At 44.0% G+C, this 24,462-nt stretch carries 24 protein-coding genes and 1 pseudogene; all 25 read right to left on the reverse strand.

The features are described from left to right. Positions 1-73: 73 nt before the first annotated feature. Entirely contained in the window at positions 74-559 is a 486-nt protein-coding gene (locus RSX31_RS11680) for a glycosyl-4,4'-diaponeurosporenoate acyltransferase CrtO family protein (protein WP_315634639.1), read from the reverse strand. A gap of 15 nt (positions 560-574) precedes the next feature. Continuing rightward, positions 575-2,062: a phytoene desaturase family protein gene (locus RSX31_RS11685; protein ID WP_315634640.1), complete on the reverse strand. Its 1,488-nt coding sequence runs from the start codon at positions 2,060-2,062 to the stop codon at positions 575-577. A 241-nt stretch (positions 2,063-2,303) separates the two neighbouring features. Then, complete coding sequence (locus RSX31_RS11690; RefSeq protein ID WP_315634641.1) at positions 2,304-3,191, reverse strand: alpha/beta hydrolase; 888 nt, start codon at positions 3,189-3,191, stop codon at positions 2,304-2,306. Positions 3,192-3,475: 284 nt separating this feature from the next. After that, positions 3,476-3,637, reverse strand: coding sequence for a hypothetical protein (locus RSX31_RS11695; protein ID WP_315634955.1), 162 nt, complete (start codon positions 3,635-3,637; stop codon positions 3,476-3,478). Between the two features lie 42 nt (positions 3,638-3,679). Beyond that, positions 3,680-3,745 (reverse strand): annotated as a pseudogene (locus RSX31_RS11700) (hypothetical protein); the annotation flags it as partial. Positions 3,746-3,792: 47 nt separating this feature from the next. Next, the gene (locus tag RSX31_RS11705; protein ID WP_315634642.1) at positions 3,793-4,032 is read right to left on the reverse strand and encodes a DUF488 domain-containing protein; all 240 of its coding nucleotides are present in this window, start codon (positions 4,030-4,032) and stop codon (positions 3,793-3,795) included. Between the two features lie 262 nt (positions 4,033-4,294). Next, positions 4,295-5,521, reverse strand: a complete 1,227-nt coding sequence (locus RSX31_RS11710) for a DUF819 family protein (RefSeq protein WP_315634643.1) — start codon at positions 5,519-5,521, stop codon at positions 4,295-4,297. A 199-nt stretch (positions 5,522-5,720) separates the two neighbouring features. After that, positions 5,721-6,488, reverse strand: coding sequence for an HpcH/HpaI aldolase family protein (locus RSX31_RS11715; RefSeq protein WP_315634644.1), 768 nt, complete (start codon positions 6,486-6,488; stop codon positions 5,721-5,723). A 28-nt stretch (positions 6,489-6,516) separates the two neighbouring features. Next, positions 6,517-7,218: an alpha/beta fold hydrolase gene (locus tag RSX31_RS11720; protein ID WP_315634645.1), complete on the reverse strand. Its 702-nt coding sequence runs from the start codon at positions 7,216-7,218 to the stop codon at positions 6,517-6,519. 3 nt (positions 7,219-7,221) lie between these two features. Then, positions 7,222-7,845: a cupin domain-containing protein gene (locus RSX31_RS11725; protein WP_315634646.1), complete on the reverse strand. Its 624-nt coding sequence runs from the start codon at positions 7,843-7,845 to the stop codon at positions 7,222-7,224. Between the two features lie 46 nt (positions 7,846-7,891). Then, complete coding sequence (locus RSX31_RS11730; RefSeq protein WP_397548094.1) at positions 7,892-9,292, reverse strand: aldehyde dehydrogenase family protein; 1,401 nt, start codon at positions 9,290-9,292, stop codon at positions 7,892-7,894. 26 nt (positions 9,293-9,318) lie between these two features. Then, positions 9,319-10,545, reverse strand: a complete 1,227-nt coding sequence (locus tag RSX31_RS11735) for an iron-containing alcohol dehydrogenase (protein ID WP_315634647.1) — start codon at positions 10,543-10,545, stop codon at positions 9,319-9,321. A gap of 53 nt (positions 10,546-10,598) precedes the next feature. Next, positions 10,599-11,792, reverse strand: coding sequence for an ester cyclase (locus RSX31_RS11740; protein WP_315634648.1), 1,194 nt, complete (start codon positions 11,790-11,792; stop codon positions 10,599-10,601). A 55-nt stretch (positions 11,793-11,847) separates the two neighbouring features. Beyond that, positions 11,848-12,609, reverse strand: coding sequence for an SDR family NAD(P)-dependent oxidoreductase (locus RSX31_RS11745; protein ID WP_315634649.1), 762 nt, complete (start codon positions 12,607-12,609; stop codon positions 11,848-11,850). After that, the gene (locus RSX31_RS11750) at positions 12,606-13,643 is read right to left on the reverse strand and encodes a LacI family DNA-binding transcriptional regulator (RefSeq protein WP_315634650.1); all 1,038 of its coding nucleotides are present in this window, start codon (positions 13,641-13,643) and stop codon (positions 12,606-12,608) included. Before RSX31_RS11750 ends, RSX31_RS11745 begins: the two co-directional genes overlap by 4 nt. Positions 13,644-13,782: 139 nt before the next feature. Then, entirely contained in the window at positions 13,783-14,979 is a 1,197-nt protein-coding gene (locus RSX31_RS11755) for an MFS transporter (RefSeq protein ID WP_315634651.1), read from the reverse strand. Between the two features lie 65 nt (positions 14,980-15,044). Beyond that, positions 15,045-16,637 carry a sodium:solute symporter family transporter gene (locus RSX31_RS11760; RefSeq protein ID WP_315634652.1) on the reverse strand — a complete coding sequence of 531 codons (1,593 nt, stop codon included), beginning with the start codon at positions 16,635-16,637 and terminating at the stop codon, positions 15,045-15,047. Positions 16,638-16,906: 269 nt separating this feature from the next. After that, on the reverse strand, positions 16,907-17,920 hold the full coding sequence (locus RSX31_RS11765; protein WP_315634653.1) for a nuclear transport factor 2 family protein: 1,014 nt from the start codon (positions 17,918-17,920) through the stop codon (positions 16,907-16,909). Positions 17,921-18,264: 344 nt separating this feature from the next. Further along, positions 18,265-18,558: a hypothetical protein gene (locus tag RSX31_RS11770; protein WP_315634654.1), complete on the reverse strand. Its 294-nt coding sequence runs from the start codon at positions 18,556-18,558 to the stop codon at positions 18,265-18,267. Positions 18,559-18,631: 73 nt separating this feature from the next. Then, positions 18,632-19,984: a replicative DNA helicase gene (locus tag RSX31_RS11775; protein ID WP_315634943.1), complete on the reverse strand. Its 1,353-nt coding sequence runs from the start codon at positions 19,982-19,984 to the stop codon at positions 18,632-18,634. Then, entirely contained in the window at positions 19,938-20,168 is a 231-nt protein-coding gene (locus tag RSX31_RS11780) for a hypothetical protein (protein WP_315634655.1), read from the reverse strand. The genes RSX31_RS11775 and RSX31_RS11780 overlap by 47 nt, the downstream gene beginning before the upstream one ends. 77 nt (positions 20,169-20,245) lie before the next feature. Beyond that, positions 20,246-21,106 carry a hypothetical protein gene (locus RSX31_RS11785; protein ID WP_315634656.1) on the reverse strand — a complete coding sequence of 287 codons (861 nt, stop codon included), beginning with the start codon at positions 21,104-21,106 and terminating at the stop codon, positions 20,246-20,248. Between the two features lie 498 nt (positions 21,107-21,604). Further along, on the reverse strand, positions 21,605-22,513 hold the full coding sequence (locus tag RSX31_RS11790; RefSeq protein ID WP_315634657.1) for a hypothetical protein: 909 nt from the start codon (positions 22,511-22,513) through the stop codon (positions 21,605-21,607). A gap of 286 nt (positions 22,514-22,799) precedes the next feature. Continuing rightward, positions 22,800-24,026 (reverse strand): DUF819 family protein, encoded by a 1,227-nt coding sequence (locus RSX31_RS11795; protein ID WP_315634658.1) that lies wholly within the window; start codon positions 24,024-24,026, stop codon positions 22,800-22,802. A 101-nt stretch (positions 24,027-24,127) separates the two neighbouring features. Continuing rightward, positions 24,128-24,430 carry a site-specific integrase gene (locus RSX31_RS11800; RefSeq protein ID WP_315634659.1) on the reverse strand — a complete coding sequence of 101 codons (303 nt, stop codon included), beginning with the start codon at positions 24,428-24,430 and terminating at the stop codon, positions 24,128-24,130. Positions 24,431-24,462: the final 32 nt, after the last annotated feature.

Genomic DNA, 24,462 nt, shown 5'->3' on the forward strand with positions numbered 1-24,462 from the left:
TCCTCTAAAACTCACAAACGTGACAATCCTCGTTAGACCTTTATGTAGCTGCATTTCCTTACAGTAGTCTGCTTCATTTCTTCCCAAGTCCTGACGTAATGGCCGATATACGCCCGCGATTGTAGCGCTGAACAACAATAATCGGAAGGTTGAAGACAAGGGCATACAGGATCATCACCCATCCTGCCCATACGGGATTCCATATGAAGAACAGCGGAGCAGGGAGAATGGAGAGCCAATGGGTGAATTCCGCGCGTTTCGTTTCCGCCGCAAATACGATCAAGTCCTTCGACTTCGTTCCATGCAACCCCTTTTTACTGTATCCCTTTTTGAAAAAAATCGTACCGTCCAGAATAAGTCCCTTCCACTTCTTTACCCGGAATAAACGCTGCCACAATGCTCCGGACTGTTCAAAAGGGAACGTCCGGAACAAGAAGTGGTCTTTCAGGAACCACGTCAACGGCAGTTTCAAGCACATGCTTGAAATGAAGAGATGAAAGAACGTCCAGGCAATCACATCAATGAATATGATCCAATGTTCAGGAAGTGAGACGATCATGACATCACCCCTTTATTATCCAGAATCCCTCTCCACAATTTTCTCGCCTACAAGCTGGCCGCTTAAGGTAACCATCGGCATTCCTCCGCCGGGGTTCACCGTCCCACCGACGAAATAGAGGTTGTCGTAGCGTTCACTCTGCTTCGGATGTTTCAAGCCTTTATTCTTCTTACTGTCTGACACCGTCCCATAAATCGCCCCTCGGTCGGAGCCATACGTGCGCCTGATATCTTCAGGTGTCCACATATCCCTGGTGACAATGTTTTCACGCAAGCCATCGAGGCCCATTTTCTCCAGCTTGATCAGCACCCGCTCAGCGAATTGTTCATAGTCCTCCTGAGTATACGGATTTTCATCCCGGATAAAAGGAATATGAGGCAGCACTTTGATATTTTCATGTCCTCGAGGGGCCTGTGTCGGATCGGTCTTATTGACATTGACGAGATAAATGACCGGATCGTCCGGCAGTTCATGGCGGTGGAAGATCGATTCCATTTGTTCCTTCATATTTTCCGCGAAAAAGAAATTATGATGACGCAGCTGCGGATAATTCTTCTTCACACCCAGGTGCATGACGAGGCCGGAGCTTGCCGGTTCGAATTTCTTTTTTAATTTATTAATATAATCGCTGTCTTCCTCCAGTAATCGCTCGTAAACCGGTATGACTTCCATATTGGAAACATAATGATCTGCCGTCACCCGTGTCCCGTCTTCCAAAACGGCTCCGGTAATGTCGCCATCCTTCTTGTCTAGCTTGACGATCTGCCTTCCAAGATGGAAGGTTACCCCCACTTCTTCTGCCAGCTTTACAAGACCGTCCGCGAGCTTGTGCAATCCGCCGGGAACATACCATGCTCCCTGATCATGCTGCATGTATATCATCATATTCATCACTGCCGGCGCATCGTAAGGAGACGAACCGACATACTTGATAAAATAAGAGAGCATATCGCGAAATTGCTTATGACTGATCCGCTTATCGAGGGATTTATGTACCGTGGATAACAAGTCAATGTTTTTCATAACACTGAACAGTCCCGCCTGCTTGACGATTCCTCTTGCCGTATCCGCACCTTTAAATAAGGTTTTATCCGTCATATCGTAATGGGTCTTCGAATGCTCCAGCAGACGTTGATATTCACGAATGTCCTTTTCACTGAGAGAGGCGTTCTTCTCTCGCATGTCGTTCATATTTTCATATAAGTCTATGACATTTCCATCGGGGAAGAAGGAACGCCATTGATGATCCAGCCTTTCAATCTGAACATAATCCTTCATGGATTTTCCACTGGCCGCAAACAATCTCTCAAAGATCTGCGGCATCGTCAAAATGGATGGGCCAAGATCAAACCCAAAACCGTCTTGCTCGAGCCGGTTTAACTTCCCTCCAATATGATCGTTTTTTTCATATAAGGAAACTTCGTATCCCGCCTGTGCGAGTGTAATGGCAGCCGACACCCCGCCGAGTCCGCCTCCAATGATAAGTACCGTTTTATTTTTCAATGGTTACCGTTCCTCCTGTTCCGAAATCTTGATTGGAGTATGTATGTTTATCTAAAACACATTCAACATCCGCCTGTCCTTGTGCCAGTTTCAAATCAAGCTCTTCCTTACCCATCTCTGGATCATGGAACTAGACCCGGTTTGGCCTGCTTTTTCCAATACATCAAGTCTGTATCCTTTGCACTTATCTTATACCCTCAATGCCTCTAAGAAAAAACGTGAATGTGTTTTGGGTCATGGTTCAATATGGAGGGGCTTCAGCCACAGCTTTGATTTTCCCTGCGATCATTCGCCAGGCCTCTTCTGCTCTTTCTTTTGGTCCCAGATGGGTAAACGCATGGGAACAGCCCCTGAATATCGCCTTTTGAACGCTCACCCCTGCTGCTTTTAATTTCTCCGCATAACTTTCGGCTTCCGGCCTGAATGCATCAGACTCAGCTATTAGAATCAAGGCTGAGGCTAAGCGGCCGCTAACCTCGGCACGGACAGGGGAAGCGAGAAGATGCCCCGCTTGTCCCTTCTCTGGGACGTAACACATATGGATAAAATGGGCTGCCTTGGGAAAACGGGAACGCCACTTGTCTGGTTCCGGCTTCTCAGCATGAGGGGTGACAAAATCCAGCATAGGGCACGATAGCACTTGAAGCAGGGGCTGCTCGTCCCCCTTCTCTTCAAGGTAGAGGCAAAGGGCTGCAGCAATATTTCCACCTGAGCTTTGTCCGCCAACCATGACCTTTTCTGCCTCAATGCCCAACTCCTCCGCTCTTCCCTTCACCCATTGAATGATTTCATAGCCCTGTTCAATGGCTTTCGGAAAAGGATACTCGGGTGCTTTGCCATATTCGACATTCAGAACAACACATTCGGCCTGATTCGCCAGGTAACGGCAATAAGGATCATCCAATTCCTTATCATTCATGATGAACGCCCCGCCATGGAAGTTGATATAGACAGGGAGTTTTTTCTTTTTTGCTGCCAAAGGATAATAGAAGGAAATGTAAGTGGGCCCGACAGATGTTTCAACTAACACATCTTTTTTCGTTTGTACATCCTGCCGGGGGATCATAGGTGTTTTGTTGGATGGATGAGAAAAGAGACGCAGTAACTTTGCCATTATGGCACGGAACATAAACATTACCTCCCTTGGTAGTATAGTAGTATAGTAGTTTCCATTCTTCGACACGTGCTGCTCCGGCAATGGGGCGTGTCCGTCTTCTTCCCGGATAAAAGTATTAACGGTCGACATTTCAGGCAATATGTAGAGATTTTGATATGAATAGGTGATATTACCCTTCTTTATGGGTGAACTCAGGATGGTTCTTAGCTCATTTTCTGATAGATGTTGTGAACCCAGAATGTGGTTCATAACAAGTAAAAGGGGAAGGGTAAAGTGGGCATCGTACCCACTCCATACTATCCATTCAGCCCCGGATACACGACTGTCCCATCTTCTTCAATGATCGGCAAGGCTCCCCATTGACCGAGTTCGTGACTGATCACTTCGGCCTTTCCGTCAGAATCATCGATGATGTGGGAGACATCCCAGCCATTTGCTTTCAGCACGTTGCTGATCAACAGGCGGTGGCACCTGGCCGGGTGGCGTTCCGAGCACATATACGCCAATTTGGTCTCAGCCGCTGCCTCCTTCAACTCTTCAAGTCCATCCTTGAACTCCTCCGTCATCGTGTAATCTGCATAATTGTGAAACGATCGGTTGTTCCAGCCGGCGTTCAGGCCTTCACCAATCCCCCCCCCGACAAACGCCTCCTGCCCCCGAGCTTCGGGAAATGACGGTATTCTACTCCTGCTTCACCCAGCCACTCTCCCATGTTCTCCTTCTTGAATTGAGGGTGTTTTCGACTGGCGGGAAAAGCTCGGATATCCGCTATATATTCGATTTCTACGGCATCAAGCATGTTCAGAAATTGTTCTTTGGAGTGCGTCGAGTGCCCGATTGAGTAAATTTTCATGAAAGCTCCGCCTTTCTTACAGAATATAATCTCAGTGTAGTTAAAACGAGAGACGCGCGGCTCTTGCGTTTCCTATACCCGTCCGCTTACTTCAATAGTCTTTATTTACATAACTTTGTCCCATAGTGGAAGGGGAAAATTGATGTTGTATCTTCCTTCAAGTTCTTGCTTGATTTATTCTGTTAACCTAAGGGGAACAAAACTGATCTTTTGCGGTCATAAAAATGATAAAAGCCCGCAAAGAACAAGCGGGCAGCTTCATTTACATAAAACCGGAAAACCACAGTCCGAGAGTAGTTCCGATATAGTTGCCGATGATGTAACCTAAAGTGCCGACAACAAGTATCGGCCCAATTAGGTCTTTCCACCCTTTTGCAATGGCCATGGCTGCAGCAGTTGTCGGCCCTCCGACATTGGCATTGCTGGCTAGAAGGATTTCTTCAAGGTCATAGTTTAATAGCTTTCCAGCAGTCAGTGACACGGCCAGGTTCACTACGACAATAATGAACACAAAGAAGAGCAGCAGCGGAGCATTTTGAACAATGAGCGGGATCGATGCCGGAATGCCAATAACCACAAAGAACAAGTAAATGAGGAACGTACCGATTTCCTGGCTTCCATTAATCGATTCAAAATACTTAGGAAACAGGGCAAGTGCCAGGAATGTCAATGTCGTCAACACTAAGTACTTGTCGCCGAACAATCCATTCAGCAAATTCAAAAAGAAAGAAGTCTCTTCACCGGAAGGAATCAATCCGTCCAGGAATTCTGCGATTTTAAACGAAACCATCACGAGCAGGAAGGCAGTCCCTACAGACAATGCAATATCCTTCAGAGATATGTCCTTTCGCTCCCAAAAGCTTTCCGCAAGTGTCTTTCCCTCTTCTTTCATTCTTCCGCTCTCCACTTTTTCCACATGCGGTGCATTAAAGCGTCTTCTGAAAAAGCCCATGGCCGGAATCATCATCAGAACGATGAAATAAATAGCCATCATTAAATTGTCTGCGACGACTGCGGAAGAAACCATTTCCCCAGGCGCTTCGAATTTTGCTGCCATAGCTGCAAAGTTCACCCCGCCGCCAACATAAGATGCACTAAGCATCGCGCCAATTTTATCAAGGACCGGTATATGATCCTTCAATAAAAAGAAGCTGATGATCACCCCTGCAACCGTACCGATGGAGCTGATCAAAAAAAGAATCAGCAGCCGTCCGCTTTCCTGCCAGATCCTTTTAAAGTTCACATGAAAAAGCAGCAGCGGAATGGCGAGGGGTATGATAAATGTCCATACTGCATCATAAACCGGGGAAGCTGTAGGAATAATTCCGGTATTGGATAGAATAATGGCACCTATCAGCGCAATAATTGCACCAGAAATCTTCGCCGCCCAACTGTAGCGCTGCTCTAAAAAGATGCTCGCCGAAGCCCACACTACTATAATTCCCCATAACGTCACATAATCATCTGCTTTAATTAAAGTACTCTCCAACACGTTGCCCCCTTTTCACAATTTTTCCCACTATCAATATAGTACCTATATTGGGTGGAAAATTCAAAATATTCGCGACAGGATTCCACCCTACTTTCTCCTCTTTTGAAAAAATATAATGAAAAAACCTTTCCATAACGGAAAGGCTTTTACTTTCTTTAATTGAATACTTTTCCATTTATACAGCTCATGGAACTATTCAATTTCTCACTCTTTCAGTACCTTCTACCACTCCCTGAAGCGCAGTAAGAATAACTGAATTTGCAACAACCCCCACGTAATTTGCCCCTTGATCAAAAGCTTGTTGCGCTCCGGTACAATCAGCAGCAACAGTTCCAATCACAACGTTTTTTTCTGAAGCTTGCCCATATAATGTTCGAAGTACTCCTTGTACTTCTGGATGCTTAGCACCTTCTCCTTTAAACCCCATATCAACCGATAGGTCAGTGGTACCGATGAAAATAGCATCGATACCTTCAACACCCATAATCTCCTCAATATTCTCCACCGCTTCAAGGGTTTCTATATGTGGAATGACTAATATGTTTTCATCGGAGCTATCTAAGAATGCCTTCCCCCCTTCATTTCCATAGCGCGCTGCCCTGTGTGAATAAGCGACACCCCTGGTTCCTAAAGGGGGGAATTTCGCCCTTTTCACAGCCTTTATGGCATCTTCCTTTGAATTGACCATCGGTACTTGTACCCCTTTAGCCCCTCTATCCAAGGCCTTCTGGATACTGGACGGATCGTAGGAGACTCTCACAATGGGGACCATATCCACTGATTCAGCTGTCCGGATCATGTTTTCTAATTCAGAAGGACTGAAGGGACCATGTTCATCATCTATGACAACGAAATCAAATCCGGCGTACCCCATCATTTCGATGAAGTTTGGAGAATAAAATCCAATGAAACTTCCAAGTACCCTTTCCCCGCTTCTGAGTTTGTCCTTTACAGGATTGATCATTGAAATCACCTCCCTATATTTCATCCTTTCACTCCATCAGCCAGTTGCGTAAAGCAGTCGTCACTTCTTCTGGTCGCTCCAAACTGCTTAAATGACCACAGTGATCTACGACAACTAACCGGGACTCTAAAATATATGCCTGCATTTCTTCATGTAAGGACAATGGGCAAACCTGATCATCCTTTCCTACTAAAAGGAGCGTGGGAACGTTAATTTCCCTTAAGCCTTCCCGAAGGTCAGAACGCGTAGAAACAGCCTTTAATTGCTGTACATATACTTCTGGCCCGATTTCCTCCACCATACACCTTATGGTTGAAACTAGCTCACTATCTTCTTGCCTGCTGGGATGAATGAGATTCGGTAACAAATACTCCTCTACTATGCTTTGAAACTGCCCAGATTCCACCTTTGAAATAAGGTCCTTCCAGCTTTCCAACTGCTCTGGCTTAGGGCCATGTGGATTCGAGTCCAATAGGGCAAGTCTGGTCACTCTTTCTGGTGCTTGCCGAATGACTTCCATTGCAACAATCCCACCAAGTGAAAGCCCAGCTAGAGCAAAGCGTTCAGGGGCATGCTTCAAGACGGATCCAGCCATTCCCTCCATGGTGTCTGCTTCGGTTAACATAGAGACGGAAGGGTCGGAAACATCAGTCAGATGTTCCAACTGATGCGCCCAAAGTCTCTCATCACATAGCGTACCCGGTAATAATACTAAAGGTTCTCTCTTCATCTACTATTTTTCTCCCGCTCGCAGCTTCTCCGCCATTTGTTTCTCAAGTGCGGAAAAATTCTCAGGTTTGATCATTTTCCCTGATTGATCTGCATGGAAGCCATGTTCCGCTGCTTTCCTGACGACCTGTGGAGCCCAGTATGGATCTTTCCCGTTGAATACCTCATGCTGTTCCAGCACGGCGAAGATCCAAGCATCTTCATCACTGATATTTTCAAAGCCTCTCCATAACCCTGGCGGCAAGGAAATTAAATCCCATTCTTCAATAATGGTTTCACCCTCGATCTCATCTTCACTATTCCCCCAATAGAAGCGCCATTTTCCGGAAAGAGGGAGAAACGCCTCAATGTAATCATGTGTATGATAGGCGGGACCATTCCCTGGAGGTGCTTTCACCATGCCTATCTGAAACCCGTGGGGTTCTGTGATTTCGGGGGAATAGGCATCATTTTCACTGGCTGTATCCCCTATCAGGGCGTAATTCAGGCGTTGATGACCTGGTATGATACTATCAATAAACATGAGAGGAATAGCTTTTGATTTTAGATCATCAAATCGAACTATCCAGTTTTCTTCCATCTTTTCATTGGATACATATCGTTTCACTTTCGGTTGTTCTGTCGGCATAGTAATCTCCCTTTCTATTATTCAAAATGTTATTCATTGACTATTCTTACAATTTAAACGTCACTAATTTCAGTTCTGTCATCTCTTCCACGGAATATTTGATTCCTTCTCGGCCGGTACCGCTGTTCTTTACTCCACCATAAGGCATATGATCGACTCTGTAAGTAGGGATATCGTTGATCATGACTCCCCCGACTTGAAGTCGATGCAGGGCATCGAATGCTTTATGAACAGAGGTAGTATAGATCCCCGCCTGCAATCCGTATTCAGAATCGTTCACGAGTTCAATCGCTTCATCCAAAGAATCGTAGGGTGTGATCGTGACAATGGGGGCAAATGCTTCCTTACAATTTAGGGATAGAGCGGATGATCCCCCCGTGATCACAGTTGGGTGAATGATGGCACCCTCCCGCTTTCCTCCATACAAGATGTGCGCACCTGCTCCTGTTGCTTCGTTGAACCACTCTTCGATCCTCTCTGCCTCCCCTTGATTGATCATGGCCGATAAGTCTGTGCCTTCTGACATTGGATCGCCGATCACAAGCTGTTTCGTTCTTTCAATAAATTGATCAACAAAAGAGTCATAGAGTTTTTCCTGCACGTAGATCCTCTGCACCGAAATGCATACTTGACCGGCAAAGGAATAGGCCCCTTCCACACATCGATCAACGACAGCATCCATATCCTCCGCCCCATCGACAATGACAGCAGAGTTCGAACCCAGTTCAAGTGTTACTTTTTTCAGCCCTGCCTTCTCCTTAATGCCAATACCCACCTCCACACTCCCCGTAAAGGTGACCATTTTCACTCTGGGATCTTTTACGAGCTGATCTCCAATGACACTCCCTCTCCCCGTGACTACGTTTAACGCCCCTTCCGGCAGACCTGCCTGCTCAAAGATTTCAGCTGTAAGAAGGGCGCTTAAAGGCGTCTGATTCGCCGGCTTCAGGACCACTGAATTCCCTGCAGCAAAGGCGGGACCCAGCTTATGGGCCACAAGGTTGAATGGGAAGTTAAAGGGCGTGATCGCAGCGATGACCCCTAAAGGCTCACGGATCGTAAAGGCAAAGCGGCCCTTTCCACTCTTGGCGGCATCCATGGGAATGGTCTCACCATGAATCCTTTTCGCCTCTTCGCTTGCAAATTTATACGTTTCAATCGTTCGCGCTATTTCAGCACGAGCTGCCTTTATCGGCTTAGCACATTCCATGGCAAGGATTTCCGCTGCCTCCTCAGATCTCTCCTCAAAAATACGCGAAACCCGCTCAAGGATTTCCGACCGTTCCAAGGAAGTCAACTGCTTCATTTTCTCAGAACCTGATTGTGCACTTTCTAAGGCGTCTTCCACTTCACGCTCATCTGCCAGGGGGACGCTGGCAATAATGTCTCCACTGAATGGGGATTTTAACTCATAGTAATCCTTTGCTTCCTGCCACCTGCCATCCATGTAGAGTTTCTTTTTGAGTTGATTTTTCAGCAACCTTCATCACGTCCTTTCTCGTATCCTACGAATGCCTTTTGATAAATGTCTAAGATCTTCTTTTCGGTCAATTGGTACGGCGTGTTGGACAAAAGGCGATCAATCTGAGAGGCTTGCCCGGCAAGAAGAGGTAAGTCTTCCTCCTTGATCCCAAGCTCCTCTAGCGATGTCGGGAGGTCCAGAATCGCCAGTAATTCATATAGATACCCCACTACTGCCTTAAGGGCTTGATGTGGATTTTTCGAGTAATCCCCTAATTCAAGGTAGCTTGCAACCTCTACCATTTCCTGAGTGCACGTTTTCCCTGTCTCTTCGAAAACAAAGGGCATAAGGAGAGCGTTGGCAACCCCATGCTCGATGTGGTACTTTCCACCGAGCGGGTAAGCTAAGGCATGGACGGCCCCCACACCTGCATTGGCTAACGAAACTCCAGCCAACATGCTTACCCAGCTCATCCCGATGCGACCTTCCATGTCCTTCCCATGGTGAACTGCCTTCGTGATGTTCGAACTAAATAACTTCATGGCCTTTTCGGCATATATCTTCGTTAATGGGGTAGCTTTCACGGCAACATACGATTCAATGGCGTGTGTGAAAGCATCCACTCCTGAAGCAGCGGTGATCCGCGGCGGGCACGAGCGTGTCAGAGCAGGATCGATGATGGCTAGGTCCGGCAGAAGATGCCTGCTGACAATCCCCCGTTTTACTTCCTCTTCTTCATCCCCGAATATGGCATTCATCGTCACTTCCGATCCGGTTCCTGAAGTCGTCGGAAGCAGAATGCACTTGACCTGTCTGGATTCAATGGTTTTGGTTCCACTTAAATAAGGACTCACGTCATCTTTATCAACCAGAGCTGCCGTCGCTTTGGCAACATCCAGAGCGCTTCCGCCCCCGATACCGATTACGAGTTCACTTCCTGATTTCTTCACAAACTCTACTGACTTTTGTACCAAAGTAAAGGTAGGCTCTCCTTCAATATCTGTAAACACGTTACTCTCGATTCCTGCCGATTCCACTAATTCCAGTACACGATCAACGACTCCAACCCGTTCAAGACCTTTATCACTAATAATGACGACTCTACTAACATCTAATTTCTTAATCTCATCCGGTAATGAATAAAATGTGTCGAATCCAAAACGGACATTCCCAGGCATATGAAAATCCTGATGACTTATACTTGAAGGATCTTTCTGAATTGACGTTTGTACTGACATTGTATTGCCCCCTTATTTGAATGCGCATTCAAAACCAAATATTGAAAGATGATTTATTCGTATTTTCCGGATTTTGTATCGTCAGCATTAGACTCTGTACCTAAATAGATTTGCCTCAGTACATCCAACCCGTCAAATGTCATCCATTCTTCCACAATTTTCTCATTCCTCACTTTCAGGTGAGAAATCCCCAATACCTCTACTGTTTTTCCACTTGGATGTCCGAAATATCCAATCCCCTCATGAATCCCCTGCAATCTCCACCTAACGGCAATATCCCATTCGCCCTTCTGGACTCCCTCGTTACAGGTCACTCTCTCGACCATACATTTAGCACGTGGGAAAGAGGCAAACAAACTGACTAGCATTCCTTGGATCTGGCTGGTCCCAATCAAATCTTTATTGCAAATATAATGGACCACCGCATGATCTGCGTAGAAGTCCTTCACATGATTAAATAATCGCCATTCCCATACTTTGTTGTACATTTCTAAAATAAAATCACCAATTTCAAAACCTTCTGACTTTGGAGAATAAACGGGAGGCATCAGCTGCCCTTCCATTGTCCCGCTTGAACCGAAGTGGGATTGCAATGCCGGGGTCTTGTTCTCCGAATTCTTTGCCAGTTTCTTTGCCACTTCGATTGGATCAAATCCTAACTGCTTGACTAGATACAGATTGTCTCGTACAAGCCACTCTTCCACGATCCGGTTTGAATGGACAAAGCAGTCAACCGTGGTTCGGAAGAAAACTTTCTTACCTGTAGGGGGCCCGAATGAGGAATCCCCCAGGTTGGTTGCACTCGATGCAATTCGATGAGAAGAGAGAAATCCTTCCTCATCATTGCCTGACCATATGACATTTTCCCCAACCAGCCTTCGATCCGGAAAGGCGTGCAAAGCCTGCAAGGTCCCTGACACCACCTCATTGACCCCTCGTATATGGTCCATTCCCGTGTGCATGGTGACATCATTATGATAGGTTTGATAAATAATCCCGATCCCTTTCTCTTCCCAGATGCGATGGGTGATCTTGATGATGTAGTCCACAAAATCGAGATACTCCTCGTCAAATCCATTCATTCGTTGTTTACGTTTCGTATTCTTTGAAAATTCATTGTAATCCGCATAGCCAACCCGGTTCACTTCGTTCGAGTTGCCATAGAATACGTTGTCATGTTGAGGTGCTTGATGAAGAGGACGATCCATTTCTACTTTTTCCTCTTTTCGTTCATCCACTTTCGGCATCTTGATTCCTCCTCTTTTTTGAATGCGCATTCAAAATGCATTAAAATGATTTTCTTTAAATCGCTGTCCACCCTCCATCAACCTTGATGGTTTCACCCGTTACAAAGTTTGCCATGTTAGAAGCCAGAAATAGTACCGCTCCTGTCACATCGGATGGCTGTGCGAGTTTCCCTAATGGAATTCGATTTAGCACATCTTGATAAAATTCACGATCTTCAAACATGCTGGAGGTGAGTTCTGTTTCAATAAAAGTCGGGGCGACTGCGTTAACCTTTATATTGTTGGGCGCCCATTCAACGGCAAGAGCCTTTGTCATTTGAACCGCCCCTCCCTTACTGGAACAATAGGCTGCCCGCTTGATATAGCCAACGAATGCCATCTGTGACACAATGTTAATGATCTTCCCACTTTTTTGTGGAAGAAAATACTTCGCCGCACGCTGGGAGGAGAAGAAGCTTCCTTTCAGATTTGTATCAAGTATTGAGTCCCAATCTTCCTCCGTCACTTCCATGGCTGGTTTAGGAATATTCACTCCGGCGTTATTGACCAGTACATCCAGTCCCCTCATATGAGCTACGGCCTCATCCACCATTCTATGAATGTCATCAACATGCCGGAGATCAGCTTTCACATAAGAACAATCGGGGGAATAACGATTCAGCTCAAGGACAGCAGCTGACAGGGCTTCTTCATTCCTTCCTGAAATCACCACTGTTGCCCCCAGTTTGGCAAAGGAGAGCGCGATATCCTTTCCAATGCCTTTACTTCCTCCAGTAACCATGACCCTTTTTCCTTTCAATTCAGCAAAGTGCGTCAATTCTTATCCTCCTTTCTCGTCCTGCATACTCCCGTTGTTTTTCGTTGAATTAAATCGGGTTCTAATATGATCTGAAACCCCTCATCTTTCCCTTCTCCCTCTTCAATCAGGGAGATCAGTTTTTCCAAGGCGAGGGTTGCCATTTTTTCTTTCGGTTGGGTGATGGTTGTAAGTCCAATATATTGATTCTTGGCCAAATCGATATCATCAAATCCGACGACTGATAATTCTTCCGGTACCTTGATGTTTTCACTTGCTGCTGCATCTAACACGGCAAGGGCCATTTGATCGGAAGCAGAGAAAAAGCTCGTTGGCCGATCATTCTGTTTTAATAACTTTCTGGTGAATTGATATACTTCGTCGTAAGAGAACTCTTTATCATAGACAAACTGTTCATTTCCTACAATGCCCAAGTCCTTAAGTGCTTCTTTGTATCCTAAATTTCTCAAGTGCGTGGTGACATACTTTGAAGGACCTGCAATATACCCAATGCGACGGTGGTTTAGCTGATAAAGATGCTCCACCGCAAGTCTTGCTCCTTTGTAGTTGTTGACGGCTATATAATTCGCCTTCTCGTGTTCCAAAATACTATTGAAAAGAATCACAGGAAATCCCTGGTCATACAATTCTTTGATCCTTTGATTGTCCTTATCTGCAGAAGCAATGATGATCCCATCGACTCGCTTCCCTTTAAGGGTTTGAATATATTTATCCAGATTCTCTTCGTTATGATTGGTATTGCAGAGAATCACATCATACTGCATCTCCTGTGCTTTTCCCGTAATCACTTTAGCTGATTCTGCAAAAAAGGGATTCGTGATATCCCCGACAATCAACCCGATGGTTCTCGTTTTATTGCTGGCAAGGCTTCTGGCAATCTCATCTCTTGTAAACCCTAGTTCCTTTATCGCTTCAAGGACTTTCCTTCTTGTAGATTCCTTGATATGAGGATAATTGTTCAGGACCCTGGAGACCGTAGATTGTGAGACACTTGCCTTTTTCGCCACATCATATGCGCTAATTCTGCCGTTCATTCTTCAAAACCCTTTCAAAAGTTGCCTTCATTTATTAAATCCGGATGCATTTTGGTGAGATCAACTATCTTCATTTATGAATCCGGATTCATAAATCTATTGTAATTGAACATTCTGATAATTACAACAACACTATATTTCAAATACTTTCTTCAATGTTACCCTTCAGCGTAATTTGGGGATCTTTTTTAAGGGTAAGCTTAATTAGGACGGCACAAATGACCGAAGTAAATCCAATTACCAGGAAGCTCGAATTTCTTGAGAAGGTATCGACTAAGATCCCCATCATAACCGGACCTGCAAACATCCCACCTGCATAAATACTTTGAAACATTCCCATTCTTGTTGATTGTTTACGCGGAGAGATATTATGGATGCTTAAGGAAGTCAAAACAGTGAAATTCATACCAAACGCAAGGCCTGCAAACCCCTGTATAATATACAGTGATACTAGATTGGGTGCATAAGGAATAATTATGGCAATTAGCCCCTGCAACAATGCTCCGAAGATGGCTGTGTTGATTAATCCGAGTTTTTTATAAAAGAATGGTGCACAAAGGGCCGTTGCAAGACCATACATAATTAAATGAGTGTTCGCCAACCAGCTAATCAGGAAGGGATTGGCACCTAAATCTACCGCAACCAATGGTGTAAATGTATCTCTCGTACCAAAGGGAATCATGATAGAGATTGTTGCTAATATCCCTATAATCCATATCGTCTTGTCACTAATTTGTTCAGACAATATTTTCAAATCATATTCCGATTCAATCTTACTATCTCTAGTTTCGTTAATTAGGAAAGACAATATCAGTGCAATTAATGCAGCCATTACTGCAACGAGAAAGCTGTATTCATAACCATATTGTCCAGCAACAACCCCTCCAATCGTTGAACCAATCAATGAGCCTGCTGGTGAAGCAACCCCAAGTATGGCAACAGCCTTAGCTGCTTCACTTCTCCCAAAATAAGAAGCAAACATCACATTATAAATGACCCATGTAGAACCGGTAATGCCGTCTGAAATTTTCCCTAAGTAAAGTGTTGTTGCACTTGGATAAATAAAAGCTATAGACCAACAGACAATTGTGATTAATAGGCCTACTTGAATGAATAGCTTGCGCTTTAACAACATATCAGAGAAAACACCCACAGGCAGCCTGGTTATCAAAGAAGCAAGGCCTGCTACTCCAACAATGCCCCCAACAACTACCGGTGCTATTCCAATGTCTGTCGCAAAAGCTGAAATAAATGGATCGAATGCAGAAATACTCATGAAGAATAGTAAGCTCATTAAAAAGAATAGGACCTTATCAAAACGCAGCGTTTCTCCCATTTTATCACCCCTACTGGTATACTCTTAGTTCACCATTCTAAATAAATCTTACATGTTAATCATTCCTACATCTGAATAATCGCCAAAAAGATAATCTGTGCAATAAACAATCCAATCAACGCATACGAATATTTGTCCATACCCCCTGGAACAATGGAATGACCGTCTTCATCCGTTAAAGTTCCTTCTTTCAGTAGTCTGGCTCTTTGACCATTAAACGTGAATTCTTCCAGTTCAATTCTTCTATTCTTTTGAAATAGTAAGCTGCAAATGTAACCAATGATAAGAGTGATCACGCATCCAATAGGATAATTCCAGAGCCAATTCACTAGTCCAAGATTTCCAATATACGTCGTGATGGCAATTCCTAATACAAACCCAATGGCAACTCCATTATCATTCGCTTTCTTCGTGAACATCGCCAGAAGAAACATCGCCAGTATGGAACCTGAGAAGTATGAGAGGTAGCTACCCACTGTCTTTAAGATCGAAGCGGTCGTACCGCTGAATGCCATCAAAGTAAATCCGATCAACAATACCCCAAATACGAGTGTGAAGACCATCGAAACCTTTAGAGAAGCCGGCTTTCCTTTCGTGATGAACTTTTCATAAATGTCTTTAATGAAGACGGTTGTCACTGAATTTAAAACTGAGTCTATACTGGACATGGCAGCCGCAAAGATCCCTGCCATGATCAGCCCCAAGATTCCTACAGGGATGTTATTTGCAATGAAAGTAATCATAATGTTGTTGGAATTATCGAATTCCTTGCCATCAAAGAAGACGAAAAGCAATACTCCAATGAACATGAACACAAAATACATAATGTTCATCACAAAACCGCTAATACAGATAGACTTCTTTACTTCATTGATCGACTTTGCTGCAAACATCCTTTGAGTCTGTGTCTGATCCGTGGCATAGTATTTAAGCCACATAAAGAGTCCACCAATCAAGGCTACCCATACTCCATTTTCTAGTTTTGCATCCAGAGAGAAATCAAGTGCATCAAGTTTCCCCTCTTCCTTCACGACCTTCATCACCTCAAAGAAGCCAATATCTAAATTACTCAAAATAATGACAAATGCAGCAATGACCCCTCCCCACAAGACAAACATCTGAATCGCATCCGTCCAGATAACGGCTTTAATCCCGCCTAGTAACGTATACAGAATCGCCACTGCCACAACCATGGGAACGACAATCGTCAATGACCATCCTGTGAAGGTTTGGATGACCAGTGATGGAATAAACAAGAACGAACCTACTTGAATCACATTTGAAACAATAAACCCAAAGACAACTAAAAGTCTGCTTTTCCCTCCTAAACGCATTTCGATATATTCATAGATCGACGTTACCCTCAAATTGTAAAAAAACGGTAGAAAAATTGATAATGTCAAAATCAACACGATCGGTATACTAAAATTCAACATAAAAGCGATTAACCCTGAACCATACGCCCACCCTGGGCCGCCGATGAATCCATTTGCGCTCACCGTGGTGGCTGCTATCGAAAGAGCAATCGGGAATGTAGCAACAGATCGCCCACCTACAAAATAGTCATCTTGTGTGTGATTTCCCTTCCCCAGCTTATAACCCATAATAATCAGAGCAATCATATATACGGCAACAATCGTCATATCAATCCAACTCATATTGAACTAAGGCCCCCATATCCATATTTATTGAATGCGGATTCATAAAAAAGCAAGATGATCTACCTTTGCCTTTAGCAATAGACAAGTGAGTAAGATGCAAGGTGAGTAAATCGGTTATAGGTAGAGTTTCAAAAAACCCATTATTGTAAACGCATTCATTTTTTTCTTATCACTTTCCATCCAGCAGATGATCGTTCACTTTCTCTTTAGTAGTCCATTCCCTCTGGAAGACATCTGTTACAAGATGAAATGTTCGAACAACAAAACTAAAGCTCTGGGTTCATAATCTCTTGTGTACGCTCAAAGATATCCAAACCCTGTTGCTTAAGCCAATAAGGGATATCGATTAGAACCCAGTTCTCTGAAAGCTTCTCTCCTTGACGATAATACACATCCACCACTTGCATGTCCGCTCGTACATTCCCACCTGGTAATCCCAGAAACCCCCCGATTGGTGTATTTGATAGATTTGGCCATCCAAAGAAACAAGCAAAATTCCCTTCAGCAAAACGGCACACATGACCATTGAATTCCTTATCCTTAAGTCCCTTTCTAAAAGGATGCTGATGCTGCTGTTGATATCTTGGAATCGTATAACTCGCCCCAATCCCGCCAGGACCGTACCAAATCATATGCACCGACCAAGTCCGTTTCAAAACCTCAGGAGGGCACCCCATAGCTCCACTCTTATTCAATTCTGATAAATCATCGACCATTTGATTTACAAGATTCAGCGTTTTTACACCTTCTTCTTCTGGAGCATCTTCAAATTGCAGGCCATCGTGATTTCTTGGACCTGGATAAACAAAGTATGTACCTGTTGAAGGAGGCAGTGGATTCACTCCCGCCTGAATCATGAATCCGATGAGGTCAACGAATAACCCCGTTTTGGTGATCTTTCCATCCTCCACACAATGAAACTCTGCATATCTTAGGTTGATCATTTTCCCTGTTCGTCGAATCCCCATCCAATCCTGATCAAAGAGGCCCATAAAATGCCCCATGCTCATGACCCATCTATCACCAGTTATTTCGTTCGTTCCAGCCATGAATATGTCCTGACGACGCTGCAGCTTTTTTATGGACGTCAATAAAGGGACCCAAAAGGTTTCTGCAACTGCCTGAACTCCCTCCTGTTCACGGAAGGGGTAGACTCCCTGCCAATTATAATCTTCACTAGTATATTCCTTTAAAACCCTTTGTACGTTTTCTGGTGTGGATTTCTCGAGCTCCTCGAAGTAACTTCTTACAATTCTTTTCTCTTCTTGATAATTACTCATGGTTACCTCCCAACACATTTAAGGGGTGACTGTTTGAATGCGCATTCAAAAAATAATAAAACAATTAGTTTTTATATAATTGAATACTATCGAATTTTCAGAAGAATGTAAATAGTTAATTTAGAATATTGTTAAAATTTAAATTTCTTATATCTAGGTGATTTGTCTTCATTCATCTTGAGGAAAATCAAGCACGAGAACAAGTTCTTTGGATCACAAAGAAGATTTTGATTACAAAAAAACATCCATTCGGCACCAAATGGATGTTTTTTTGGAAGTCACCGTTATCCCTATTCCGAAGAACATCAGAATAAAAACAGTTTGGGATATCATTGTCTCCATATTCAAAAAGTCCGTGAACACTTCACCCAACTCCCACCACTAACCCGCTCCCTCCCAATCAATCCTCCATCCTCCACCACACCCAGCATGTCCATCATCACCGCAAACGGCACTTCATGCCCCGACAAAACCCCAGCTTCCTGACACCCCTCCCACATCTCCCTATAACTAATAAACGCATACCCATCCTCACGCCTCACCCGGTCGCCATCCAACAGTCCCATGACCAGCCCATACACCTTCAAACTATCAATCTGAAACTCTGACTCGTTCTTCGCATACTCCGTCACAAACATCCCATTCCCTCCCCTTTATCATTATCTATCTCTGAGCCAAGGGACCTGTCCCCATGGCGCACCTTTGGCTCACTCAAACCGAAGCACCAGAACCCCCCCCATGCATCCATCCCCCCCGAAACTTTCCAAACTCCCTCACAAACTCCAACTTCACCGTCCCCACCGGCCCATTCCGGTTCTTCGCAATCTTCACTTCCACTTCCCGCTCGTTCTTCGATTCCGGATAGTAGTAATCATCCCGGTACAGAAACAACACCACATCCGCATCCTGCTCTATATTCCCCGAGTCACGCAGATCCGACAGCCTCGGACGCTTATCATCCCTGGACTCCACTCCCCTCGATAGCTGGGATAACAGAATGATCGGAATTCCAAACTCCTTCGCCATCCCCTTGAGCTGCTTGGTAATATGCCCAATCGCAAGATCATGACGGTCAAACCGCTCCTTCACATTGATCAGCTGCAGGTAATCAATCACCACGAGAAACGGCTCCGTCGGGTACTCCCGCTTCAGATTCATGATCCGCTGTCTGATCTCCGGCAGGGTGATCATCCCATTTTGCGAGAGTTCGAGCTTCGCTTTGTACACGGCGTTCATCGCCCCATGCATCCTCGGCATCTCGTCCTTGGTCAGATACTTATAGGGATTCTGCCATTTCATCATGTTGATATCCGTGATGCTTGAGAGAAGTCGCTGCATGATCTGCCTCGAGCTCATCTCAAGGGAAAAGACCATGCTCACTCCCTGCTCCCTCGTGCATTCCCAAGCAAGCTGGATGGCAAAAGCCGTCTTCCCCATGGAGGGTCTCGCAGCTAAGATGATGAGCTCCCCTTCCTTCCACCCTCCCGTCAGCGCATTCAGGCTCTCGAATCCCGTCGAGACACCGGGAAGTCCGTCCCTCTCCATGTAAAGAGATTCATAGAGATCCATGATGATCTCGTCCTTCGTTTCTTCGTCAGTAATCGTGTTGGTATGCATGTCGATGAGTGCTTTGTAAAGGCCCTGTGCAGATTCCGGGGTGTAGGCGTTCAGGAAGTGATGGGCCGAATTCTTGATGAGGCTCAGTTCGTAATACTTCAGGACGATCTGTTCATACTGCTCGATGTTCACCGTCGTAGGGCAGTAGTTGGCAAGTGCCAGGAGAAACTGGACCCCTCCGACATTCTCAATGTCATCCCCAAGCTCCTCCACCACCATGACCAGATTGATCTCAAGCCTCTTCTTCTGAAGCCCCTTCATTGCTTTAAAAATAAGGCGGTTCTTCACCAGACTGAAATGCTTCTCCTCCAGGGTCAGTTCATCCAAGACACCAGGCTCCAGAAGAACCGCTCCAATGATCATGCTTTCCGCTTCATGCACTTCGCGAAGCAGCTGTTCATCATGCCCAGGGTGGTGCAGGTCGTGTCCACTCGTTTTGTCGTTCATTCTCAATTCGTATCGCTCCTTCTTTTTCCCACACTTCCATGGTTTTTAGTATTGTCGTTTCCTCCACCGGCGGTTCATACAGTTCAGAGATCGTCGGCATGTGCGGACACACTTTGATATGGGCTTCAATCCGACTCTTCACCCCGTGATAATCACAATTCTGCAGGTGCTGGAACCAGATCATCGCCGTCTCACGACTGAGCAGCCGCTGAGGGTAAGCCCCCTTGATCATCTTCACCAGCTCCCTGAACTCCTCGAACGTCATGCCTCCGTCACAAGCTCCTCCAGCCCGTCCAGCAGGTCATCTATGTGCTGCATTGATTCCCGAGGAGAAATGTACGCCTCAAGGGCCTTCTCCAAATACCTCGGACTGTTGATCGTCAGCTTCGGATTGATGCTCTCCTGCTTCTCAAACTGCTCATCCATAAACACAATCAGCTCATCCGTCGACAACTCGCTCAAACTGATCCGCTCCATCGCCACGTAATCCATCGGTGTCAACAGAAAGCCTCGCCCCCTCCTGCCAACGAAATGCCCGATCAGCGCTTGCAGCCTATCTACATCCTTAGCGTCTCTAGTGGCAGTGGTTTTGATGTTGTTGTTCTCTACTATCTCTTCTTTCTCTAAGTTCTTAAGTCTGTTTGCAGATTCTTTCCGTACCTGATTCACATCCTTTTCGCCGCACGAAGACCCTCCGGAACCAGCCCCATCATCAGGCTGGTCACCACCGGATTCCTCACATCCCTCTTCCTTCTTAAACATCCCCATCCAACTCAAATACTCCCCACAGGCGAAATCCTTCGTCGGCCTCAGCGTAAACACATACCCATGCTCATACTTCTCCGCCTTCAACCACCCACACTTCTCCAACCGCTTAATCGAACGCTGAATCCTCGAATGCGAATACTCATCAACCTTCTTCCCATTATAGAACCACAGATCCTCCCGCAGCTTTCGGAGCGAACGCACATACTGCCTCTCCCCAAGCACCACACCGCCAACCTGAACCCCGCCTTGATACGTCGCATTCAACAGAATCAACACATACAACCGAAGATCCTCCGGGTGATGAAACGTCTCCTTATCCAACATACCTGTCTCCAACTTTCTCCATCCATTCATTACAATCACTCCTCATTCGTTTTGGTTTCACCCTTTATATAGGGAGATGGGAGTGAAAGGGACACCCTATGGATAAATTTTTTATAAAAAAAACATTCGGGTGGGGTCCGAATGTTTGAAGGGGTGTTTATGAAACTGTAAGACGCATGACGAACTGTATAATTCAATAGCAAAAAAACACATGAACGATATTCTTTTAATTATATTTGGTACCGTACCAACATAATCACTATAGTTAGTGTGATTGTGCATAAAATAAACCAACAATCAAAATGAACAAAGACCTGAGCGCACGATTGTTGAATATAATTTATCTATTGAACAGTAATTTTGTATTGTGCAACAAGTGACTCCTTCTCTTCTGGATAAGCCACCCACTCAACTTGGTTAAGTGAGAAATTTCACATATTAGGTATATCCTAACTAAATTCTATTTTTTTGTGTGTTTCTAACTCATTTTTTTCAAAGAATATGGTTGTGAAAATTTATAACATAGCTCTAATGCTTCAGGAATTTTATATCTCCACTTTTTTCTAATTGTTTCTCTAATTTATTACAAAGTAAAAAAATAGGCACTAAATTAGGAACCTGTAAAATAATGCAACCATCTTCATCTTTAGTAAAATATCTTCCTAGAATATCATTTTTTTCTGGCAAAAATGATCCGTTAAAAAATTTATAACTATAAATAAAATCTTTATATATCATTGTTTTAGTACCGATTGTTTTATACATGTTATCGGTATAATTAGGTTTGTTATCAATAAATGAAAAATTTAAGATTGTAGAAACAATTTCTTTTAATATTTCAAATTTCTCGTTAGTTGATTTTGAATTATTATCAAAAATCATTGTTAAAGCACGTCTTGCAAGTTCATGATTTGAGTAGGTTGAAAGAGGTAATTTCGGAGCTTCAAATGCATTAAAATAACATGTAGCCGTGAATATTTTATCTTTTCGAGTGAATTTTGTGATAAGAACAGATGGATTTATTTCTTCAAATAAAATATCATTTTCCTCACAAACGTCCTCCAGTTTATGTCTAAATTCAGTATCTAATTCAAAATTAACAACAGGACACCATTTTTTCAAAAGAAAGTCATTATTTTTTGCATATTCAATTGCGTCCTTTAAATCAACAAATATCTTATTATTATCTGGAGCGGTCCAAACCTCTTTCCCAAAAATGGAATAAATTTCAATACTTCGGTTTTTCCCCCACCTTTTCTTCGTGACCATCCTTTTGTATCCATCAATTTTTCCATCTTTACGTAACCTTGTAAATGTAAATCTACTGTCAATAACTTTCAGTAAAAACCTCGCATGTTCTTCAAAGGTAAATCCTGAATAGCTCTGTAATTTTTTTTCAATTAAACGTAGGTGCATTTTTTCTTGAATTTCTTCCACTAAAACCCCTCCAATTCAACTTTGTGTGGTTACACATTTTTGTGAGGAATTGCAAATAAATTCAATTCGAACGATGAGCCAAAGGCTAACTTTGGAAGACAAACGAACGCCTCAAACTCGGCGGATCATTTTAGTCCATAGTGAAAGACCAATTCCAATTGCAGATAATTATACTAAAATCATAACAGAAGAAGGTGGATTGTTGTTATTATATTCCACAATTTTGGAAGTAATTTATTACGCTGTAAGATTCTCAATATAAGAGTTACTTCAAAGGCAAAACCTATCACTTCAAACCAGAAAACCACAACCCCAACGTCGTCCCAATATAATTCCCAATAATATACCCCAACGTCCCCACTACAAGGATAGGCCCAATCAAATCCTTCCACCCTTTCGCAATGGCCATCGCAGCAGCCGTGGTCGGCCCTCCGCCATTGGCATTGCTTGCGAGAAGGATCTCTTCAAGGTCATATTTTAATAGCTTTCCTGCAGTCAAAGACACAGCCATGTTCACTACGACAATAATGAACACGAATACGAGCAGCAGCGGAGCATTTTGGACAATGAGCGGAATCGATGCCGGAATACCAATCACCACAAAGAACAAGTAAATGAGGAACGTACCGATTTCCTGGCTTCCATTAATCGATTCAAAATACTTCGGAAACAGGGCAAGCGCCAGGAATGTCAATGTCGTCAACATTAAGTACTGGTCACCGAACAATCCATTCAGCAAATTGAGAAAGAAAGACGTCTCCTCAGCGGAAGGAATTACTCCGTCCAGGAATTCCGCGATTTTAAACGATACCATCACCAGAAGAAAGGTTGTCCCTACAGACAAGGCAATATCCTTTAGAGAGATATCCTTCCGCTCCCAAAAGCTTTCCGCAAGTGTCTTTCCCTCTTCCTTCATTCTTCCGCTCTCCACTTTTTCCACATGGGGTGCGTTAAAGCATCTTCTGAAAAAACTCATGGCCGGGATCATCATCAGAACAATGAAATAAATCGCCATCATTAAATTATCCGCGACCACGGCGGAAGAAACCATTTCCCCAGGAGCTTCGAACTTTGCCGCCATAGCTGCAAAATTGACCCCGCCGCCAACATAAGAAGCACTGAGCATCGCACCAATCTTATAAAGGACTGGTATATGATCCTTCAATAAAAAGAAACTGATGATCACCCCTGCAACCGTACCGATGGAGCTGATCAAGAAAAGAATGAGAAGCCGTCCACTTTCCTGCCAGATCTTTTTAAAATTCACATGGAAAAGCAGCAACGGAATCGCAAGCGGAATGATAAATGTCCAGATAGCATCATAAACCGATGACTCTGTAGGAATAACTCCCGTATTTGATAGAATAATAGCCCCAATCAGCGCAACAATGGCTCCAGAGATCTTCGCCGCCCAAGTGTAGCGCTGTTCTAAGATAATGCTCACCGAAGCCCATACAACAATGATTCCCCATAACGTTACATAATCATCTGCTTTAATAAGAGTATCTCCCAAAACGTCTCCTCCTTTTTTCAGTTTTTTCGCACTATTAATATATTACCCATCTTAGATTGAAAATTTAAAATATTCAAGGAAGGAATTAACCGGATAATTTTTTATCTTTTAGGGTATACCCAGCCGTCATTGGAAGGGTTACCAACTACCTTATAACAATAGAATTCAGAACACTCCTTAACATTATCTTTTATCGGATATTCTATATTTTTTATATGTATGGAAGACACCACTTGACCTTCTTTCAATAGTTGATTAAATTTCAAATTCAACAGGTCAGAAAGCTTCATTCCAGTGTCGATGCCAAGCACAAATAATAAATAGTCTCGATAACTATGGTTGGACAACTCTACTTTTATCCGCTCTATATCTTTTTCACTCTTAATCGGGCCAACTATATTCACATAATCACCTCAATACAGCAAAAATATGTTTT

Origin of the sequence: Rossellomorea yichunensis, from assembly GCF_032337515.1 — a bacterium.
Taxonomy (GTDB): domain Bacteria; phylum Bacillota; class Bacilli; order Bacillales; family Bacillaceae_B; genus Rossellomorea; species Rossellomorea yichunensis.

What these genes read in the sequence shown, in the direction of transcription:
- RSX31_RS11680 (WP_315634639.1), bottom strand. Translation starts at nt 559, where the DNA reads ATGATCGTCTCACTTCCTGAACATTGGATCATATTCATTGATGTGATT.
- RSX31_RS11690 (WP_315634641.1), bottom strand. Translation starts at nt 3,191, where the DNA reads ATGTTCCGTGCCATAATGGCAAAGTTACTGCGTCTCTTTTCTCATCCA.
- RSX31_RS11705 (WP_315634642.1), bottom strand. Translation starts at nt 4,032, where the DNA reads ATGAAAATTTACTCAATCGGGCACTCGACGCACTCCAAAGAACAATTT.
- RSX31_RS11715 (WP_315634644.1), bottom strand. Translation starts at nt 6,488, where the DNA reads ATGATCAATCCTGTAAAGGACAAACTCAGAAGCGGGGAAAGGGTACTT.
- RSX31_RS11720 (WP_315634645.1), bottom strand. Translation starts at nt 7,218, where the DNA reads ATGAAGAGAGAACCTTTAGTATTATTACCGGGTACGCTATGTGATGAG.
- RSX31_RS11725 (WP_315634646.1), bottom strand. Translation starts at nt 7,845, where the DNA reads ATGCCGACAGAACAACCGAAAGTGAAACGATATGTATCCAATGAAAAG.
- RSX31_RS11730 (WP_397548094.1), bottom strand. Translation starts at nt 9,292, where the DNA reads ATGGATGGCAGGTGGCAGGAAGCAAAGGATTACTATGAGTTAAAATCC.
- RSX31_RS11735 (WP_315634647.1), bottom strand. Translation starts at nt 10,545, where the DNA reads ATGTCAGTACAAACGTCAATTCAGAAAGATCCTTCAAGTATAAGTCAT.
- RSX31_RS11740 (WP_315634648.1), bottom strand. Translation starts at nt 11,792, where the DNA reads ATGCCGAAAGTGGATGAACGAAAAGAGGAAAAAGTAGAAATGGATCGT.
- RSX31_RS11750 (WP_315634650.1), bottom strand. Translation starts at nt 13,643, where the DNA reads ATGAACGGCAGAATTAGCGCATATGATGTGGCGAAAAAGGCAAGTGTC.
- RSX31_RS11755 (WP_315634651.1), bottom strand. Translation starts at nt 14,979, where the DNA reads ATGGGAGAAACGCTGCGTTTTGATAAGGTCCTATTCTTTTTAATGAGC.
- RSX31_RS11760 (WP_315634652.1), bottom strand. Translation starts at nt 16,637, where the DNA reads ATGAGTTGGATTGATATGACGATTGTTGCCGTATATATGATTGCTCTG.
- RSX31_RS11765 (WP_315634653.1), bottom strand. Translation starts at nt 17,920, where the DNA reads ATGAGTAATTATCAAGAAGAGAAAAGAATTGTAAGAAGTTACTTCGAG.
- RSX31_RS11770 (WP_315634654.1), bottom strand. Translation starts at nt 18,558, where the DNA reads ATGTTTGTGACGGAGTATGCGAAGAACGAGTCAGAGTTTCAGATTGAT.
- RSX31_RS11775 (WP_315634943.1), bottom strand. Translation starts at nt 19,984, where the DNA reads ATGAACGACAAAACGAGTGGACACGACCTGCACCACCCTGGGCATGAT.
- RSX31_RS11780 (WP_315634655.1), bottom strand. Translation starts at nt 20,168, where the DNA reads ATGATCTGGTTCCAGCACCTGCAGAATTGTGATTATCACGGGGTGAAG.
- RSX31_RS11785 (WP_315634656.1), bottom strand. Translation starts at nt 21,106, where the DNA reads ATGAATGGATGGAGAAAGTTGGAGACAGGTATGTTGGATAAGGAGACG.